The 17700-nt window shown below is 33.8% G+C and carries 18 protein-coding genes; 6 read left to right on the top strand and 12 right to left on the bottom strand.

Features of this window, described 5'->3' with window-relative positions; all coding sequences use genetic code 11:
• Positions 1–5: 5 nt before the first annotated feature.
• Positions 6–1142 carry a DUF4105 domain-containing protein gene (locus IRZ99_RS10245; RefSeq protein WP_194657192.1) on the bottom strand — a complete coding sequence of 379 codons (1137 nt, stop codon included), beginning with the start codon at positions 1140–1142 and terminating at the stop codon, positions 6–8.
• Between the two features lie 37 nt (positions 1143–1179).
• Positions 1180–2247, bottom strand: coding sequence for a PorV/PorQ family protein (locus IRZ99_RS10240; RefSeq protein WP_255545725.1), 1068 nt, complete (start codon positions 2245–2247; stop codon positions 1180–1182).
• Between the two features lie 190 nt (positions 2248–2437).
• On the opposite strand from IRZ99_RS10240, the gene IRZ99_RS10235 reads away from it, so the two are divergent.
• Positions 2438–3148 carry a phosphatidylcholine/phosphatidylserine synthase gene (locus IRZ99_RS10235; RefSeq protein ID WP_194657191.1) on the top strand — a complete coding sequence of 237 codons (711 nt, stop codon included), beginning with the start codon at positions 2438–2440 and terminating at the stop codon, positions 3146–3148.
• Between the two features lie 11 nt (positions 3149–3159).
• On the top strand, positions 3160–4020 hold the full coding sequence (locus IRZ99_RS10230) for a glycoside hydrolase family 25 protein (RefSeq protein ID WP_194657190.1): 861 nt from the start codon (positions 3160–3162) through the stop codon (positions 4018–4020).
• A 37-nt stretch (positions 4021–4057) separates the two neighbouring features.
• Here IRZ99_RS10230 and IRZ99_RS10225 read toward each other — a convergent pair whose 3' ends face one another.
• From IRZ99_RS10225 to IRZ99_RS10205, 5 genes are all read right to left on the bottom strand, one after another.
• A complete protein-coding gene (locus IRZ99_RS10225) occupies positions 4058–4279 on the bottom strand; it encodes a DUF5808 domain-containing protein (protein ID WP_194657189.1) in 222 nt (73 codons plus the stop codon).
• A 76-nt stretch (positions 4280–4355) separates the two neighbouring features.
• On the bottom strand, positions 4356–5096 hold the full coding sequence (lptB, locus tag IRZ99_RS10220; protein WP_194657188.1) for an LPS export ABC transporter ATP-binding protein: 741 nt from the start codon (positions 5094–5096) through the stop codon (positions 4356–4358).
• A gap of 222 nt (positions 5097–5318) precedes the next feature.
• Positions 5319–5672: a carboxymuconolactone decarboxylase family protein gene (locus IRZ99_RS10215; RefSeq protein WP_194657187.1), complete on the bottom strand. Its 354-nt coding sequence runs from the start codon at positions 5670–5672 to the stop codon at positions 5319–5321.
• Entirely contained in the window at positions 5665–6483 is an 819-nt protein-coding gene (tatC, locus tag IRZ99_RS10210) for a twin-arginine translocase subunit TatC (RefSeq protein ID WP_194657186.1), read from the bottom strand. The genes IRZ99_RS10215 and tatC overlap by 8 nt, the downstream gene beginning before the upstream one ends.
• Positions 6483–7448, bottom strand: coding sequence for an SIS domain-containing protein (locus tag IRZ99_RS10205; protein WP_194657185.1), 966 nt, complete (start codon positions 7446–7448; stop codon positions 6483–6485). The genes tatC and IRZ99_RS10205 overlap by 1 nt, the downstream gene beginning before the upstream one ends.
• An 87-nt stretch (positions 7449–7535) precedes the next feature.
• Here IRZ99_RS10205 and recQ point away from each other — a divergent pair, with 87 nt between their 5' ends.
• A complete protein-coding gene (gene recQ / locus IRZ99_RS10200) occupies positions 7536–9731 on the top strand; it encodes a DNA helicase RecQ (protein ID WP_194657184.1) in 2196 nt (731 codons plus the stop codon).
• 60 nt (positions 9732–9791) lie between these two features.
• On the opposite strand, the gene IRZ99_RS10195 is transcribed toward recQ, so the two are convergent.
• The gene (locus tag IRZ99_RS10195) at positions 9792–10043 is read right to left on the bottom strand and encodes a hypothetical protein (protein ID WP_194657183.1); all 252 of its coding nucleotides are present in this window, start codon (positions 10041–10043) and stop codon (positions 9792–9794) included.
• A gap of 299 nt (positions 10044–10342) precedes the next feature.
• On the opposite strand from IRZ99_RS10195, the gene IRZ99_RS10190 reads away from it, so the two are divergent.
• Both IRZ99_RS10190 and IRZ99_RS10185 read left to right on the top strand, forming a co-directional pair.
• Complete coding sequence (locus IRZ99_RS10190; protein WP_194657182.1) at positions 10343–11902, top strand: NAD(P)/FAD-dependent oxidoreductase; 1560 nt, start codon at positions 10343–10345, stop codon at positions 11900–11902.
• Positions 11903–11908: 6 nt separating this feature from the next.
• Positions 11909–13003: a hypothetical protein gene (locus tag IRZ99_RS10185; protein ID WP_228519067.1), complete on the top strand. Its 1095-nt coding sequence runs from the start codon at positions 11909–11911 to the stop codon at positions 13001–13003.
• A 97-nt stretch (positions 13004–13100) separates the two neighbouring features.
• Here the strand turns inward: IRZ99_RS10185 and IRZ99_RS10180 are convergent, their stop codons facing one another.
• Entirely contained in the window at positions 13101–14060 is a 960-nt protein-coding gene (locus IRZ99_RS10180) for a quinone oxidoreductase (protein ID WP_194657181.1), read from the bottom strand.
• A gap of 262 nt (positions 14061–14322) precedes the next feature.
• Complete coding sequence (locus IRZ99_RS10175) at positions 14323–15732, bottom strand: aminopeptidase P N-terminal domain-containing protein (protein ID WP_194657180.1); 1410 nt, start codon at positions 15730–15732, stop codon at positions 14323–14325.
• Between the two features lie 261 nt (positions 15733–15993).
• On the opposite strand from IRZ99_RS10175, the gene IRZ99_RS10170 reads away from it, so the two are divergent.
• Entirely contained in the window at positions 15994–16431 is a 438-nt protein-coding gene (locus IRZ99_RS10170) for an META domain-containing protein (RefSeq protein ID WP_194657179.1), read from the top strand.
• Between the two features lie 60 nt (positions 16432–16491).
• On the opposite strand, the gene msrA is transcribed toward IRZ99_RS10170, so the two are convergent.
• Both msrA and msrB read right to left on the bottom strand, forming a co-directional pair.
• Positions 16492–17100, bottom strand: a complete 609-nt coding sequence (gene msrA, locus IRZ99_RS10165) for a peptide-methionine (S)-S-oxide reductase MsrA (RefSeq protein ID WP_194657178.1) — start codon at positions 17098–17100, stop codon at positions 16492–16494.
• A gap of 7 nt (positions 17101–17107) precedes the next feature.
• Positions 17108–17662, bottom strand: a complete 555-nt coding sequence (gene msrB / locus IRZ99_RS10160) for a peptide-methionine (R)-S-oxide reductase MsrB (protein WP_194657177.1) — start codon at positions 17660–17662, stop codon at positions 17108–17110.
• Positions 17663–17700 lie beyond the last annotated feature (38 nt).

Below are 17700 nucleotides of genomic sequence, written 5' to 3'. Positions count from 1 at the left end.
ATGGTTTAGATAATAATCGGAATACGTTTTTTGTTTCTGATCACAACTCTTACTAAAACAAAACCACTTGTTAGTATCATTGGCGACACAATTAATAGATGTGCTTTGTTGATCATAAATAATGTGTAAACGATCAAAAAGAGGATATGTAAAACAGCAAATCGATAGGTCCATCTTTTGTTTTTAAGAATTGATAAAAAGATCAAAATCAATAAAAGAGGACTGAATAAAAGCACATTATAATTCATCGCTAACTCCTGGTGAAAAGAATAAAATCCCACCACTACAAAGAAGATCCCTATTAAAGATAAAATGAATAGATAGATTTTGTCTACTATTTTGTTATGGGCCAAAACTACAAATGCCAGTATAAAAAGATAAGTATAGACATTATTCCACCATGAAGTTGGAGTTTCTTTTTCAAATAGCAGGAGCGTCTTGCTTTTGCTTACTAAAGGACGGTTTTGAAAAGTTGTTTTGTCTAAACTGTTTTTCAATTCAAAAGGCAGGAATATCTTCGTTCCTAATTGATCTACTTTGGTTCCGAAAATAATACTGGTTCCCAATTGCTCATAAAAATGTCCGTTGAAATAAGGGAATAATATAGAGCGATACGTAATATCTGTTTCTCCTTTTTTTACAATTACATTTTCATTTAAAGTCGAATTGATAACATCGACAACCATTGATGTGCAGTTTTTATCAATAAATTTGTAGGTGTAATAACGGTCGTCAGAAAATATCGTTGCATTTAATTTGTCAAAAAGTTTTTGCTTCAATTCGGGTGCTATAAGTAACTCCTGCTCAAAAACACTTCTTTTTTCATAAGTGTAGTCATTTATAAAATCTCCATAAGAATGGGCAGTCGCAAAATATTGCAAGTCACCTTTGGCAAATTTGGCAACAAAATTCGGTGTTCTAAAATCGAAAGTACCATAGTTGTAAACTACATCAATATTATTGGCTGGATCAGCTATTCTAATGGCTGTATGTCCAAAAAAAGAATAGGATTCATTCCCAAGTCCACAAGTAAGGACGCTTACTTTGGCATCTTTTGATAAAGGTAAATTCTGGCTGAAACCAATAAAACTCAGTAATAATAGAAAACAAAAAAGTGTTTTTTTGAAAATTACATTTTTCATAATTTAAAATTTTAAGAAGTTTAATGGTTTGTAAAAATTATCTAAAGATACCTAAATCTACTTTTAAAGAAAAAATATTCGAATAAAGGGCTGTACTTTGGTTTCCTAAATCAGTTAGAGCGTAATCGACCTGAATGCCCTTATATTTAAATCCTAATCCAATATTAGGCTGAAAATTCACTTTTTCAGTATTATCCAATTGCATGACGTTCTGAAAATTTCCAGCTCCGGCTCTTAAGAAAACCAAATCGGTATATCCAAACTCAAAACCAACTGCAGGATCAATACTCACTATTTTTGATGAAATAATATCGTTTGTCTGTTCAAAACGCATATTCAAATTTGTAGCGACCAAAAGACTATAATCATTATGAAAGTCAAAAGTTTTTGAAACTCCTAATTGTGCTTTTGGTAAAGTAATCTCTGTGCTTTCTGGCAACTCATTATTTTCTCCCGGAATAGCGTTGGCAATTTTTGCGTATTCTTCTTCATCAATGTTCCAGACATTATAAGTTGTTGTAATATCACGAAGCATTAATCCGAATTTCCAGTCATTTCGTTCAAATTGTAATCCGACATCAAAACCAAAACCCCACGAATTAGCAAATTCTCCAATAATTCTTCGGATCACTTTTGCATTAACACCGTACTGAAATCCTTCTACAGGCAATTTTCTTGCGTATGAAAAGGTAAAACCATAATCGGCAGTCGAGAACAAACGAATTCGATTATAATCAATATTTCCCTGGCTGTCGATTAATTCAGTAGTGTCCATGATATCGTCAACTCCGAAACGAATCATCGAAATACCCCAGGCGCTTCTGTCATCAATTGGGCTTGCATATCCTATATAATCATACTGAGCAATGTTGGCAAAATAATTGGCATGCATTAAAGAAATCTGATGATCTTCAAGATGTGTAAGACCTGCCGGATTCCAATAAACAGCATTTACGTCATTAGTTGAAGCAACAACCGCACTCGACATTCCTAATGCAGCTGCGTCGACACCAATATTCATAAATTCATTCGAATATTTTCGAACAGTTTGTGCATATTGTTGCGTGCAGCTCCAAAATAATAAAAGCAGTATGGTTTTCTTCAACGTATATTTTTTTTCAGACTGAGGTCTGTTTTAATTTTTATCAAAAATATAATATTTTACTCAGCTAATTTATTCCTTTTGAGAAATATTGCGAAAGTCAAAATTTCAAATAAAAAACTCTTAGAAAAACGGCTTGTACATGCAGTTATTATACTAAATTTGTTCCTCACCATTATCAAATTTTATAAAGATGAATATTAAAAAACACATTCCTAATTTAATTACATTAATCAATCTTTTATGCGGTTGTATTGCAGTTGTTTTTATTTCTGAAGCCAATTATGAAATGGCTTTTTATATGGTTTGTTTAGGAATCTTTTTCGATTTTTTTGATGGTTTTTTTGCCAGATTGTTCAAAGTTTCAAGTCCGCTTGGATTACAGTTGGATTCTTTGGCAGATATGGTGACAAGTGGTGTTGCCCCAGGTTATGTGATGTATAGTTTGTTTACAAACAGTGGTCATGAATTGGGAAATAATCCGGCGATTCCGTTTTTAGGATTTATCGTGACTTTAGGTTCTTGTTATAGATTAGCAAATTTCAATATTGATACGCGTCAAACCGATTCGTTTATTGGTTTGCCAACACCGGCAAATGCATTGTTTATTTTGAGTTTGCCTTTAGTTTTGAAATACTCCGATTCATTAGTGATGTTAGAAATTCTAACTAATCAATGGGTTTTATTAGTTATTACTTTATGTAGTGCTTATATTTTGAATGCTGAAATCCCGTTATTTTCTTTAAAAATCAAGAAATTTAGCTTTAAGGAAAATGCACTTCAAATAGTGTTTTTGATAGTGTCTGTTTTAATGGTGCTTTTGTTGCATTATATCGCAATTCCGTTAATTATCATTTTTTATGTGTTATTGTCTGTTGTCAATAATATGTTTTTGAAAAAGTAGTTTTTATTTGAATGGCAAGAAAAACCACTACCAGAAGAACTTCTTATTCTAAAAAATCGAAACCTCAAAGATCGTTTTTTAGCAAAGTATTTCGTTTTATTATTTTCTCTTTTTTAGCGGTACTTTTCTTCGGAACCATCTATCATTATCGTGCCGGACTGGCATATTACCTCGGATTTAAATCGGATAAAGTTTTAGATGAAGATGCCGTTGATAAGCATCTTTCTGATGTTCGAAACATTCGGGTTTTGGAGAATCATAAAGGGAAAGTGATCGGAATTGATGTGTCTGAATTTCAGGGAAAGGTCGATTGGGAAGAGGTTGAAATTTTAGAAGAAAAATATCCGGTTCAATTTGTATTTATTCGCGCTACTGCAGGAAACGATCGGGTAGATGGTCAATTTAAAAAGAATTGGGAAGGTGCAAAAGAGAATAAAATAATGCGTGGCGCTTATCATTATTATCGTCCAAACGAAAATTCGATAGAACAGGCGAACCTTTTTATTAAAACTGTAAAATTGCAAAAAGGAGATCTACCTCCCGTTTTAGACATTGAAAAATTGCCAAAAAATCAACCTTTGGATAGTTTGAAAAAAGGCTTAAAAAGATGGCTAACTAAAGTAGAAAAACATTATCAGGTTCGCCCAATAATTTATACAGGAGAAAGCTATTATGACGATTTCTTAAAAGAGGAATTCAGCGAATATTTGTTTTGGATTGCCAACTACAATTTTTATAGAGAAAAAATCGAAGACGATTGGCTTTTTTGGCAATTTACAGAGAAAGCTTCTTTGTCGGGAATTAAACACAGAGTAGATGTTAATATCTACAATGGCGATCTGGAACAATTGCAATTTATAACAGTTGAATAGTTTTCAGCCGCAGTTTTCAGTACTTGCTATGATTACTTTATCTTGATAAAAGTGCAAGAATAATTATTGAGAACAAGGCTAGAACAATTAAAGTAGAATATGGATTAGCAAGATTTATTGTTAAACCAAGCTGCCATATCCTCTTTGGTGTGAATAACCTTTTGTCCTTTGGGTTGTAGTACAAAAATCCCAAATACCAATTATTTGGGTCTTTATGCCAATTGTTGTAATCTTCCTGAGTTGGTTTTTCTGAATTCATTTTAAAATTTATAAAAGAAAAAAAAGGTAAAAAGTTAATTTATATTTCACTTTTTACCTTTCACATATAACCTTTTTTAAAATTCAAGTTTCTTTTTACGCAACTCGAAGTTTTGTCCAAGATAAACGCGACGTACCATTTCATCTTCAACTAATTCTTCCGGAACTCCCGCTTTCAAAATCCCTCCTTCAAACATTAGATATGTTTTATCAGTAATCGCTAAAGTTTCCTGTACGTTGTGATCGGTAATTAGAATTCCGATATTTTTATTTTTTAATTGCGCTACAATTCGCTGAATATCTTCAACTGCAACCGGGTCAACTCCCGCGAAAGGTTCATCCAATAAAATAAATTTAGGATCTGTTGCCAAAGCACGTGCAATTTCAGTACGGCGGCGTTCTCCTCCCGAAAGTAAATCGCCTCGGTTGGTGCGAATATGTTCTAAACTGAATTCTTCAATTAGACTTTCCATTTTTGCAATTTGCTCTTCTTTCGTTAGTTTAGTCAATTGCAAAACACTTAGGATGTTATCTTCAATGCTTAATTTTCTAAAAACCGAAGCTTCCTGTGCCAAATAACCAATTCCTTGTTGTGCACGTTTGTACATTGGGTAATCAGTAATGTTCAAATCATCCAGATAAATGTTTCCCTGATTTGGTTTTACCAATCCCACAATCATGTAAAACGAAGTTGTTTTTCCAGCACCATTTGGACCCAAAAGTCCCACGATTTCTCCTTGATTTACTTCAACAGAAATCCCTTTTACAACACTACGTCCTTTATAGGTTTTGATTAAATTATCGGCTCTTAGCTTCATTTTTTCAATTAGATAATTAGATAATTTGAAAATGAGATAATTAAAAAACTAACTCAAATTCAATTTTAAAATTTATTAGAAGGGACAAATTAAAAGTAAAATAATCAACTAGATAAATGAATTAACAAATTATTGCGTTTTCAAATTATCTATTCAGATATTTTTAAATTAAATAATTAGAGCATTTCAAGAAATTATCTAATTATCAAATTGGCACATTTTCTAATTAGAAGCCTCTTCTTCCAAAGCTTCCCAGAATTCGTAAGCTCTTCTTAAATGCGGAATTACAATTGTTCCTCCAACCAAAGTTGCGATTCCCATTGCTTCCATCATTTCTTCCTTAGTAACACCTTCTTTATGGCTTGTTTCTAGGTGATATTTTACGCAGTCATCACAACGTAAAACGGCTGATGCCACTAATCCTAAAAGTTCTTTTGTTTTTACATCAAGAGCTCCCGGCGCATAAGCGTTGGTATCAAGGTTGAAAATTCGCTTTACAATTTTGTTATTGTCAGCTAATAATTTTTCGTTCATTCTAGAACGATAGTCGTTAAATTCTTGAATTAATTCAGACATTTTTTTCCTTTAATTTATTTCTATAAACAATCCTTGAAATCAGGATACTCACTTCGTAGATAAGCAACATTGGTATTGCTACAATAGTCTGACTTACTACGTCCGGAGGAGTTACGATTGCGGCAATAATCAAAATGATAATCACGGCATACTTCCAATATTTTCTTAAGAAATCAGGGGTTACTAATCCTAATTTGGTTAAGAAATAAATAGCTATTGGCAATTCAAAAAAGATTGCACTACCCAAAATACTTGTTTTTACCATTCCCATGTAAGAGTCCAGGGTAAATTGATTCTTTACGACATCACTCACAGAGAAAGTTGCAACGAAATTCACTGACATCGGAATAACAACAAAATAACCAAACAATACTCCTAAAAAGAAAAGTAAAGAGGATGTGAATATAAATACTTTCGCATTTTTTCTTTCTTTTTCATATAAGGCAGGACTGATAAACTTCCAGATTTCCCATAAAATATAAGGAAAACTTAAGATGAAACCAGCCAAAATACACATCCATACAAAGATGTTTACCTGACCTTCCATCTCCGTATTTTGAATAATGAAATTTAGTTCGGTAATACAGATACTATCCGCAAATCCTAATTGATGTGATAAATCACAAAACCATACATAAGTAAAAAAACTAGGTCTGGTTGGACCTAAAATGATTTTGTCAAATAAATAATCACTGATAAAATAAGTTACAAATGCCATTATCAGCGTTGCAGTTGTACTTCTAACTAATAACCATCTAAGTTCTTCAAGATGGTCTAAAAATGACATCTCGCCAAGGTTCTTTTTTGCCATTATACGATTCCTTCTTTTAATATGTCATGTAAATGTAATACTCCTTTGTACTCGCCATTGTCAGCAACAATGAGTTGTGTTATGGAAAAATCTTCTAAAATATTTAATGCGTCAACTGCCATCGTCTCTGAAGAAACTACTTTAGGGTTTTTAGACATAATATCCCTTGCAGTTAAGTCCGCAATAGTATCTACGTCGTTTAGCATTCGTCGGATGTCTCCATCAGTAATAATTCCAATAATTTTATTGTCTTCAATTACTGCCGTTACGCCTAATCTTTTTTCAGAGATTTCAAAAATAGCTTTTTTGATCGAAGTCTCCGGTGTTACCATTGGTTTTAACGAATGTTCAATCATGTCTTTTACACGAAGCAATAGTTTTTTACCTAAAGCACCGCCTGGGTGATATACTGCAAAATCTTCTGGTTTGAAATCGCGCATTTCCATCAAACAAACGGCTAATGCATCACCTATTACAAGTTGTGCTGTTGTACTGTTTGTTGGAGCAAGGTTTATTGGGCAGGCTTCCGTCTCAACTGTAGTGTTCAGAACATAATCAGAACCTTTTGCTAATGATGAAGTTATGTTTCCTGTGATCGCAATTAAAATGTTTCCGAAACGTTTTAATAGAGGAACAAGGACTTTTATTTCAGGACTGTTACCGCTTTTTGAAATGCAAATAATGATGTCTTCTTTTTGAATCATTCCTAAGTCGCCATGAATAGCTTCTGAGGCATGCAGAAACATAGAAGGAGTTCCGGTTGAGTTAAAAGTGGCAACCATTTTTTGGGCGATTATTGCGCTTTTTCCTATTCCGGTAACGATCAATCGGCCTTTGGTTTCGTAAATGCGTTGAACAGCTTCGTAGAAATTTTCGTCAAGAAAATCAATTAACTTTATAATTGCTTCACTTTCAGATAGTATGGTTTTTTTGGCGATCGCCAATATATTTTCTTTTGAAATCAAAACAGAATATTTAAAATTTGTATGTATAAAAGAAAGTTGTATCTTTATGTGTTGCAAATTTATACAAAATATCCATTAATATAAAGAATGAATTCAAACGAAATTGAAATACACAAGGAATTAAAGAAGTATTTCGGCTTTAGCCAATTTAAGGGCTTGCAGGAGCAAGTCATTACGAGTATTTTAGATAAGAAGAATACTTTTGTAATTATGCCAACAGGCGGTGGAAAGTCTCTTTGTTATCAATTACCCGCTTTAATTCAGGACGGAACAGCCATTGTTGTTTCTCCTTTGATTGCTTTGATGAAAAATCAGGTTGATGCGATTCGAAGCCTTTCTTCAGAAAACGGAATTGCCCATGTGTTAAATTCATCCCTCACAAAAACAGAAATTGCACAAGTTAAAAAAGACATCACCTCTGGCTTAACCAAACTTTTGTATGTCGCGCCGGAATCTTTGACTAAAGAAGAATATGTGGCTTTTTTACAGAGTGTGCCCATTTCGTTTGTCGCAATTGATGAAGCGCATTGTATTTCAGAATGGGGACATGATTTTCGACCGGAATACCGAAATCTAAAAAATATAATAAAACAATTAGGTCAGGTACCAATTATAGGACTTACCGCAACTGCAACCCCAAAAGTTCAGGAAGATATTCTGAAAAACCTTGATATGTCTGATGCAAATACTTTCAAAGCATCATTCAATAGGCCGAACTTGTACTACGAAGTTCGAACAAAAACGAAAAATATTGAATCGGATATCATTCGGTTTATCAAACAACATAAAGGCAAGTCCGGAATTATTTATTGCTTAAGCCGTAAAAAAGTCGAATCAATTGCCGAAGTATTACAAGTTAACGGAATCAGTGCTGTTCCTTATCACGCAGGTCTGGACGCTAAAACCCGCGCCAAACATCAGGATATGTTTTTGATGGAAGATGTAGATGTGGTGGTAGCAACAATCGCTTTCGGAATGGGAATCGATAAACCAGACGTTCGTTTTGTAATTCATCATGATATTCCAAAATCATTAGAAAGTTATTATCAGGAAACCGGTCGTGCCGGTCGTGATGGAGGAGAAGGACATTGTTTAGCCTATTACTCTTATAAAGATGTAGAAAAGCTGGAGAAATTCATGTCAGGAAAACCAGTTGCTGAACAGGAAATTGGTTTCGCCCTTTTGCAGGAAGTTGTGGCTTATGCCGAAACTTCTATGTCACGAAGAAAGTTCCTATTACATTATTTTGGTGAAGAATTTGACAGTGAAAACGGAGAAGGTGCAGATATGGATGACAACGTTCGTAATCCTAAAAATAAAATTGAAGCGCAGGATCAAGTCGTTAAATTGTTGGAAATCGTTCGAGACACCAAACATATTTACAAATCAAAAGAAATTGTGTTTACTTTAATAGGACGTATTAACGCCGTTATTAAAGCACATAAAACAGATACGCAATCCTTTTTCGGTTCAGGCTCAGATCATGACGAAAAATATTGGATGGCTTTACTGCGACAAGTTTTAGTGGCAGGCTATTTATCCAAAGATATTGAAACGTATGGTGTAGTGAAAATCACTAAAGAAGGTTTGAACTTCATTAAAAAACCTGTATCCTTTTTAATGTCTGAAGATCATGAATACAATGAATCTGAAGATGAAGCAATCGTAACCGCATCGAAATCATCAGGAACTGCTGATGAAGTTTTAATGGGAATGTTGCGTGAACTGCGTAAAAAAGTAGCCAAAAAACTGGGAGTGCCTCCGTTTGTTGTTTTCCAGGATCCTTCACTTGAAGATATGGCTTTGAAATACCCAATTACTTTACCTGAATTGTTTAATATTCATGGTGTTGGAGAAGGAAAAGCTAAGAAATATGGCGGGGAATTTGTAGCACTTATTAGTCGTTATGTTGAAGATAATGATATCATTCGTCCAGACGATTTGGTTGTAAAATCTACAGGAGTAAATTCAGCTAACAAATTATATATCATTCAAAATATAGATCGCAAATTATCATTGAAGGATATTGCTTCAGCAAAAGGTCTTACGATGGATGCTTTGATCAAAGAAATGGAGCAAATTGTTTATGCTGGTACCAAACTAAATATCAAATATTGGGTTGACGATATGCTTGACGATGATCAACAAGAAGAAATTCACAATTATTTCATGGAATCAGAATCTGATAAAATCGAAGATGCATTAAAGGAATTCGATGGCGATTATGATATTGATGAATTAAGGCTGATGAGAATTAAGTTTATTAGTGAAGTAGCTAACTAAGTCATAAAGTTAAAAAGTCGAAAGTCTTAAAGTCCGATGTTTGTGCTCAAACTTTCGACTTTAAGACTTTTGACTTTCGACATATACTTCCCCACGATGCGGTTTTAAAGCATCTCTTACCGGAATCATATTTTCTTCTGTAACCACCATAAAAGCAGTTGCGTGCATATCGTTTATAATTTTAAAACCCGTAATATTTAACGGCAGTTTTTCTATAGCGATATATTCTTTCAAATGAATTTCGTGATGTTCAGCAGTTTTTGCTGAAGCCGGACCACGGAAATCCCAAATCAATTTTATTTTTCTAGACATTTTTTTTAGAGGTACAAAGGTTCAGAGGTGCAAAGGTACAAAGTCTATTTTACGAAGAAGAGAAAAGTTGCTGCATAATTAACCGCAAAGTGCACTAAGATTTAATTTTACTGTATGCATATAAAACACAAAGTTCGCAAAGCTAGATCAACACAAAGCTTTAAGGACTTTGTGTTTTTAAAAACATACCTCTAAAAAATCTTAGTGCACTTTACGGTTAATTATATAATCTCATTTCAAAATGTTATTTTTGCATGTTCTTTTCATAAATAGAAAAGCTAATTGAAAAATAAAAAACAATGCCAAGAGAACTTTTACTTCAGGTAACTCCGGAAATAGCTGCAAACGAATTGTTGCTAAAAGACTATTTGTCTAAACAAATAAAAGTTTCTACTAAGGAAATTCAACATATTTCTATTTTAAAACGTTCGATTGATGCGCGTCAAAAAGCGATAAAAATCAATTTGAAAGTCATTATTTATTTGCAGGGCGAACCTTTTCAGGAAACTAAAATAGAATTACCTCTATATAAAAACGTTTCTTCTGCACAGGAAGTTATTGTAGTTGGAGCTGGTCCGGCTGGACTTTTTGCTGCATTGCAATTAATTGAATTAGGCTTAAAACCAATTGTAATCGAACGTGGAAAAGATGTTCGCGGTCGCCGACGAGATTTAAAAGCAATTAATGTCGATCATTTGGTAAACGAAGATTCTAACTATTGTTTTGGAGAAGGTGGAGCAGGAACGTATTCTGACGGAAAATTATATACACGTTCAAAAAAGCGTGGCGATGTTACCAGAATTTTAGAACTTTTAGTAGCTTTTGGAGCTTCTGAAGATATTTTGGTAGAAGCGCATCCGCATATCGGAACGAATAAATTGCCTAAGATCATTGAGGATATCCGAAATAAAATTATCGAATTTGGTGGTCAGGTTTTGTTTGATACCCGAGTTACTGACATTTTAGTAAAAAATAATGAAGTTGAAGGAATTGTAACACAAACCGGAGACAAGATTCTGGCGAATAAATTAATTCTGGCAACAGGACATTCGGCACGTGATATTTTCGAATTATTAGACAAAAAGAAAATTTTTATAGAAGCAAAACCTTTTGCTTTGGGTGTTCGTGCAGAGCATTCGCAACAATTAATTGACAGTATACAATACAGTTGTGATTATCGTGGCGAACATTTGCCTCCAGCACCATATTCGATCGTAAAACAAGTTAATGGTCGCGGAATGTATTCTTTTTGTATGTGTCCAGGGGGTGTAATTGCACCCTGTGCTACAAGTCCGGGTGAAGTAGTTACAAACGGCTGGTCTCCATCTAAACGGGATCAGGTTACGGCAAACTCCGGAATTGTGATCGAATTGAAATTGGAAGATTTTAAGCCTTTCGAGAAATTTGGAGCTTTGGCCGGTATGGAATTCCAGAAAAGTATTGAACAGAAGGCATGGCATTTGGCAGGAGAGACTCAAAAAGTTCCGGCACAAAGAATGATCGATTTCACCCAAAATAAAGTTTCGGCAGATATTCCGAAAACGTCTTATGTTCCGGGAACAACTTCCGTTGAAATGGGGCAGGTTTTTCCGGGATTTTTATCACAGATTTTGCGCGAAGGTTTCAAGGAATTCGGAAAATCAATGCGTGGTTATTTGACTAACGAAGCTATTTTACATGCTCCGGAAAGCAGAACGTCATCTCCCGTTAGAATTCCGAGAGATCCTATTACATACGAGCATTTACAAATAAAAGGTTTGTACCCTTGCGGAGAAGGAGCGGGATATGCGGGCGGAATTATTTCAGCAGCAATTGATGGAGAAAAATGTGCTTTGATGATTGCTGAAACTTTAAAATAATATATTTTGATAAAAGATTTCTTTTCTAATTTATTTGGCAGGAATAACGATCCAAAATCAATTGTTTCATTTGATGTTGTTGATTTAATTTATTCTTATTTATATAATGAAGAGAATAAATTAGAGATTAAACTAAAAGGTATTTATGATACGGTTTCGGTAAATTTATATTCGTTTCCAAATTCATTTAATAATGAAGAAGCACAAAATGGAATTAAGAAAGCAGGATTAAAAAATGCGTATGAAGTTTTAAATGAATTGTATAAAAAGCTCAATATTGGAGCTATTTCAGAAGAGGATATTCAGGCAGAATTAGAATACGATTATATTCATATTCAGTTTTACACGGAGCCAACTCCGGAAATGAAAAAACATTTAAAACATCTTTTGCATAATTTCGTCATTTTCTTTTGTTGTACAAATAGTTTAGAAACCAACGATTTTAGAATTTTGTATAATAACAGTTATTTTCTGGACTACACAAGCGGAATACTTGATACAGAATATATTGATATTAATGACCCGAAAAATGATGTTCAGAAACTAGGTTTTAAAGAATTTGAAAGAGTGCTGCAAGGCATTTGTCAGTATATGCAAATCGAATTACCTGAAGGTATCGAGCTTCCATCAGAAGATAGTTTATTACCGGAAGAAATCGAGATCAACCAGGAAACTTTTAAGGAATTTATAAAATTGGTTTCAAGAGGAAATGTCGAAGAAAAACTGCTTGAAAAACAATCTAAAAAGCTTTTGAAGAATTTTAAAAAAGAAGCAAAAGAATATCATAAGATTGTTGAAAATCATTGGAGTTTTTTTGAAAGCATAGACTGCTGGAACAGCGATTGGAAATTTGATCCTGAAGATGCAGAGTATTTTATTTCAGAAATGATAGGTGAAGATTTGAATTTCGAATACCCGGAAGAAACGTATAGCCATGATTTGTTTCCTTATATTCAATCGGCTTTAGAGAATCGTGATCTTGAATTAATGACGTACGATACACACGGAGATAATTATTTGTTTTTTGTGGCGAATAAAAATGAGGTTGACAGAATTTTAGAATTATCTGAGTTGACGAAGATTGAGATTAATCAGTTGTAGTATAAAGTGTTTTAGAAAAAATCGCCACGAATTCACGAATTTTAATTTTTATAATAATTCGTGAATTCGTGGCGAAAAACTTAAGTGAGTCTTTGTTTTACGGAATCAGAATTATTTTTCCGGTACTTTTTCTGCTTTCCAGAAAATCATGAGCCAATTTTCCTTCTGATAGTTTGAAAGAAGTTGGAGTTGAAAGTGTGATTTTTCCTTCAGTAATCCAACTGAATAATTGATTGGCTCTTTTGATTCGTTCTTCTTTGGAGTTTAAATAGCTCCATAAATCGCCACCCGTTAAGGTTTTAGAACCATCCATCAACATTCTTGGATCTACGGGTGCGGGATCGCCGCCCGCCATTCCGAAGAAAACGACTTGTCCGCATTCTTTAGTTACTTCAAAACTTTCCATTAAGGTACTGCCGATACTGTCGTAAGCAACATCCACGCCTTTTGATGCTATTTTGAAAACTTGTGATTTCCAATCGTCGTTATAAAGAAAAACATGATCAGCGCCTTGTTCAAGAGCTACTTTTGCTTTGTCTGATGATGAGGTTAAACCGATAACATTGGCTCCTGAAAGTTTGCTGATTTGTGTTAGTGTCTGACCAACTCCACCAGCAACCGCGTGAATTAAAACAGTTTCGCCTTTTTGAGTTTTATGGCTGTCTGTTGCTAAATAATGTGCAGTTAACCCTTGTAGTAAAATTGCAGCGGCAGTTTCAAAGGAAATAGCTTCTGGTAATGGTAAAACGTGATTAATATTTACGGCAACCAATTCGGCATTGGCAAAGGGAACATCGGCGAAAGCCACACGATCTCCAACTTTATATTCAGGATGATTGTTGGCATCAACTACAATTCCGGCACCTTCGTAACCGGCAATAAAAGGCGGATTTCCTTTTAAGTGATAATTTCCCTTTCGTCTGTAAACATCGGCAAAATTTAATCCGATGGCTTTCATTTCGACTAGAATTTCATCGTTTTTTAATTTCGGATTTGGGATTTCTATATATTCTAAAACATTTGAATCTCCAAAAGTAGAGAAGGTAAGTGCTTTCATTTTTTTTAAATTTTGAGGATACAAAGTACGTTAAAAATTCACTTGAAGTTTGAAAAGCTTTTCTTAAAACTGTATAAAAAAACCTCGTTTAAAATTGAAACGAGGTTTTGTTTTTTTGCTACAGATTAAAAGATTTAAATGATTTTAAAATCTGATAGTTTGCCACTAATTTCACGAATCTACACTAATTTAATTCGTGCTAATTCGTGAAATTAGTGGTAAAAAAAACTTTTTAATCTTTTAATCTGTGGCTGTAAAATAATTATATTTTAGGAAATTTCATGTCATTGAAAGTACTTTTCTCTGCAGCCATTTTTTCAACATCTTCCCATTTTCTTGGTGATTCTGCTGATAAATTTTCATATGAATCTTTTTTGATAGCAATATCATCTTCGATTCGAACACCGATATTCCACCATTTTTTATCGCATTTACTGTTTGCAGGAATATAGATTCCAGGTTCAACAGTAAGAATCATATTTTCTTTTAAGGTTCCTCCGTAATTTCCTTTATCGTGAACATCTAAACCAAGAAAATGGGAACAGCCGTGTGGATAATAGATTCCAACATCTTTAGGATTTGTAATGATTCCTAATTTAATTAATCCGGTAGCGATTACTTCTTTTGATTTTTTATTTAAATCCTGAATAGGAGTTCCTTCTTTACAGATTTTAAAAACTTCTTCCTGAGCATCATAAACCAATTGATAAATGGCTTTTTGTTCTTCTGAAAACTTTCCATTTGCCGGAACTGTTCTCGTTACGTCTGCAGAATAACCATGATATTCTGAACCAACATCCATCAATAATAATTGATTATCCATTTTTGTGCTGTTGTTCTCGCCATAATGCAAAATACAGCCGTTTGCTCCAACGCCAACAATTGGAGGATAACCTTCGCCCTCGGCACCATATTTTTTGTGAATGTAAGCGTGAATTCCATCAGCTTCGTTTTCGCTCATATTCGGGCCAACAGCTTTCATAACTTCGTTGTGCGCAACACAGGAAAGTTTAACGGTTTTGCGCATTAATTCCATTTCTTCGGGAGTTTTGATTTCTCGAAGGGAGTTGGTAATTTTCGTGAAAGTTTTTGAAGAAGTTTTGTCATCACTTACAATCCCGGCTTTTGTTTTAAAAATCTGAATTAGATTAAATAAATCTGCAGGATCGTAGGTGTTATCTTGAATTCCAGGCGATGATTCGTCATAAATAATTTCATTAATTTTTTTGAAGTCAATAGCAAACGCATTAAAATCTGAACCATTGTAGGCTTTTGAAAATCCTAGTTTAGATTTGGCTCCTTCAACACCTAAACGTCTCCCTGTCCACATTTCTCTGTTAGCATTTCTTTCTCTGACAAAAAGTACTTCGTTATAAGTTTCGCCAGTTCCCTGATTTTCTTTAAAAATTAGTAAAACGCCATCTGGTTCTTTGTAACCCGTTAAATAATACATATCAGGATTTTGATGATAATTGTAGTTAACATCTTTAGAGAAAACTCTTTCCGGATAGGAGAAAACTACAGCAACCGAATTAGCGGGCATCAAAGTTCTAAAAGCTTCGCGTCGGCCTTTGTGAAATTCTTTTGAAAGATAATCCGTCGGGAGGTTTTCTTGTGCCTGAATAGGAATGGCACTAATTAATAAAGTAAACAATAAAAGAAATTGCTTCATTTTGTTTTGGTTTTTTATTGATGATTTTAGTTTTTTGATCATCGCAAATTACAAAAAAATGCAATCGTATGTTTTAATTTAAATATTTGATTTATAGTTTTTTGATTAAAATGATGTAACTTAGAAATCAGAAATTTCAGTTTAATAATGGAATCAGGGATCCTTTTATGAAATATTAAATTTTATAAAACTTGTTGTCGGGCACGAATATTGAGAAGAGAATATTTTGTAAAACAATTTTAATCTTAAAAAGTAAATTTTATGAAAAAATATACAATTGTAGTCGTTTCAGTTTTAACCTTATTACTTACTTCATGTATGGCATCAAAAGAGGCCAAAAACACCGCTAATATTTATGATACAACTTGGGAATTAGAATATATTTCCGGGCCAAGAATTGCTTTTGAAGGATTGTATCCAAATAAAAAACCACAAATTACTTTTGATCAGAAAGAAACAAAAGTTTATGGTAATAATGGATGCAATGGATACAGCGCACCTTATACCTTAAATGGAAAATCATTAACTTTTGGTGAGCCGGGACCAGCAACAATGATGTTTTGTGAAGGTGGAGGAGAACAACAGTTTTTACAGCAAATGAAAAAAATAACTAGTTATGCTATTGATAAAGACGGAAAACTAAATTTGATCGAGGGCGATGTGCCAATGATGAGATTTAAAAAAGTGACTAAACAATAGTTTTAAAATCAATATAAAAGAAAAGGGAAATGAGTTCATTCATTTCCCTTTTTTTATGGTTTACTTCTTTTTGAGTTTGTCTTTAAAGACTTTTTCAAATTTCTCTATTTTCGGCTGAATAACCATTTTGCAATACGGCTGGTTTTTGTTGTTAGCGTAATAATTTTGGTGATAATCTTCGGCTTTATAAAACTTTTTAAAAGGTTCTACTTTTGTCACAATCGGGCTGGTATAAACTTTTGCTTTGTTGAGTTCTGCAATAATACTTTGAGCTGCTTTTCTTTGCTCATCGTTTTTATAAAAAATAACAGAACGATATTGTGTTCCAACATCGGCACCCTGACGGTTTAAAGTTGTTGGATCGTGAACCGTAAAGAAAACCTTGAAAATTTCATTAATATCTGTTACGTTTTTATCGTATGTAATCTGAACAACTTCTGCATGACCAGTTTCGCCAGTGCAAACTTCTTCGTAAGTAGGATTGGCAACATTTCCTCCGGAGAAACCAGAGACAACAGATTTTACTCCGTTTAGATCTTCGTAAACCGCTTCAACACACCAGTAACATCCGCCGCCAAGTGTAATTGTTTCAAGATTTGAAGACTTTTTAGTTTGTGCAAATCCGTTTAAGGATAAAGCAAAAAGGCAAATTAGAATCGTATTTTTCATTATTTTATTATTTGTTATCAGGAATAAAATCAAGGGCAATGGAATTCATGCAATAGCGTTTTCCGGTTGGTTCGGGGCCATCATCAAATAAATGACCTAAATGCCCGCCACAGCGTCCGCATAAAGCTTCAATTCTTTCCATTCCAAGTGAATTATCTTCTTTGTAAACCACGCTCTTTTTATTGTCTTGTTCAAAAAAGCTTGGCCATCCGCAGCTACTGGCAAATTTAGCTCCGGATCTAAAAAGTTTGTTACCGCATGAAGCACAGTAATAAGTTCCTTTTTCGTCTGTGTTCCAGTATTTTCCAGTAAAAGGTCTTTCAGTATCTGCTTCGCGCATTACAGCATAAACATCTTCCGGTAGCACTTTTTTCCATTCTGCATTGCTTACATGTAACACAGTTGTTTCAGTATTTGAATAGTAAGGATTTCCGGGTTTATTTATTTTGTTTTCCATAACAATAGTTTTTGTGTTTTGCTTTTTTGTTGATTGGCCACATGCCTGCAAAATAAAAAGCGGAATTAAAAAGCATAGGCTGAAAAATTGGGTTCTTGTTTTCATAATTTTTGAGAGGCTGTTGTTTTGTAAACCAAAGGTAC

This window comes from Flavobacterium sp. LC2016-12 (genome assembly GCF_015351595.1).
In the GTDB taxonomy this organism is placed as follows: Bacteria; Bacteroidota; Bacteroidia; order Flavobacteriales; family Flavobacteriaceae; genus Flavobacterium.
Note: the sequence above shows the minus strand (reverse complement) of the source record. Positions and strands in the feature narration are given on the sequence as shown.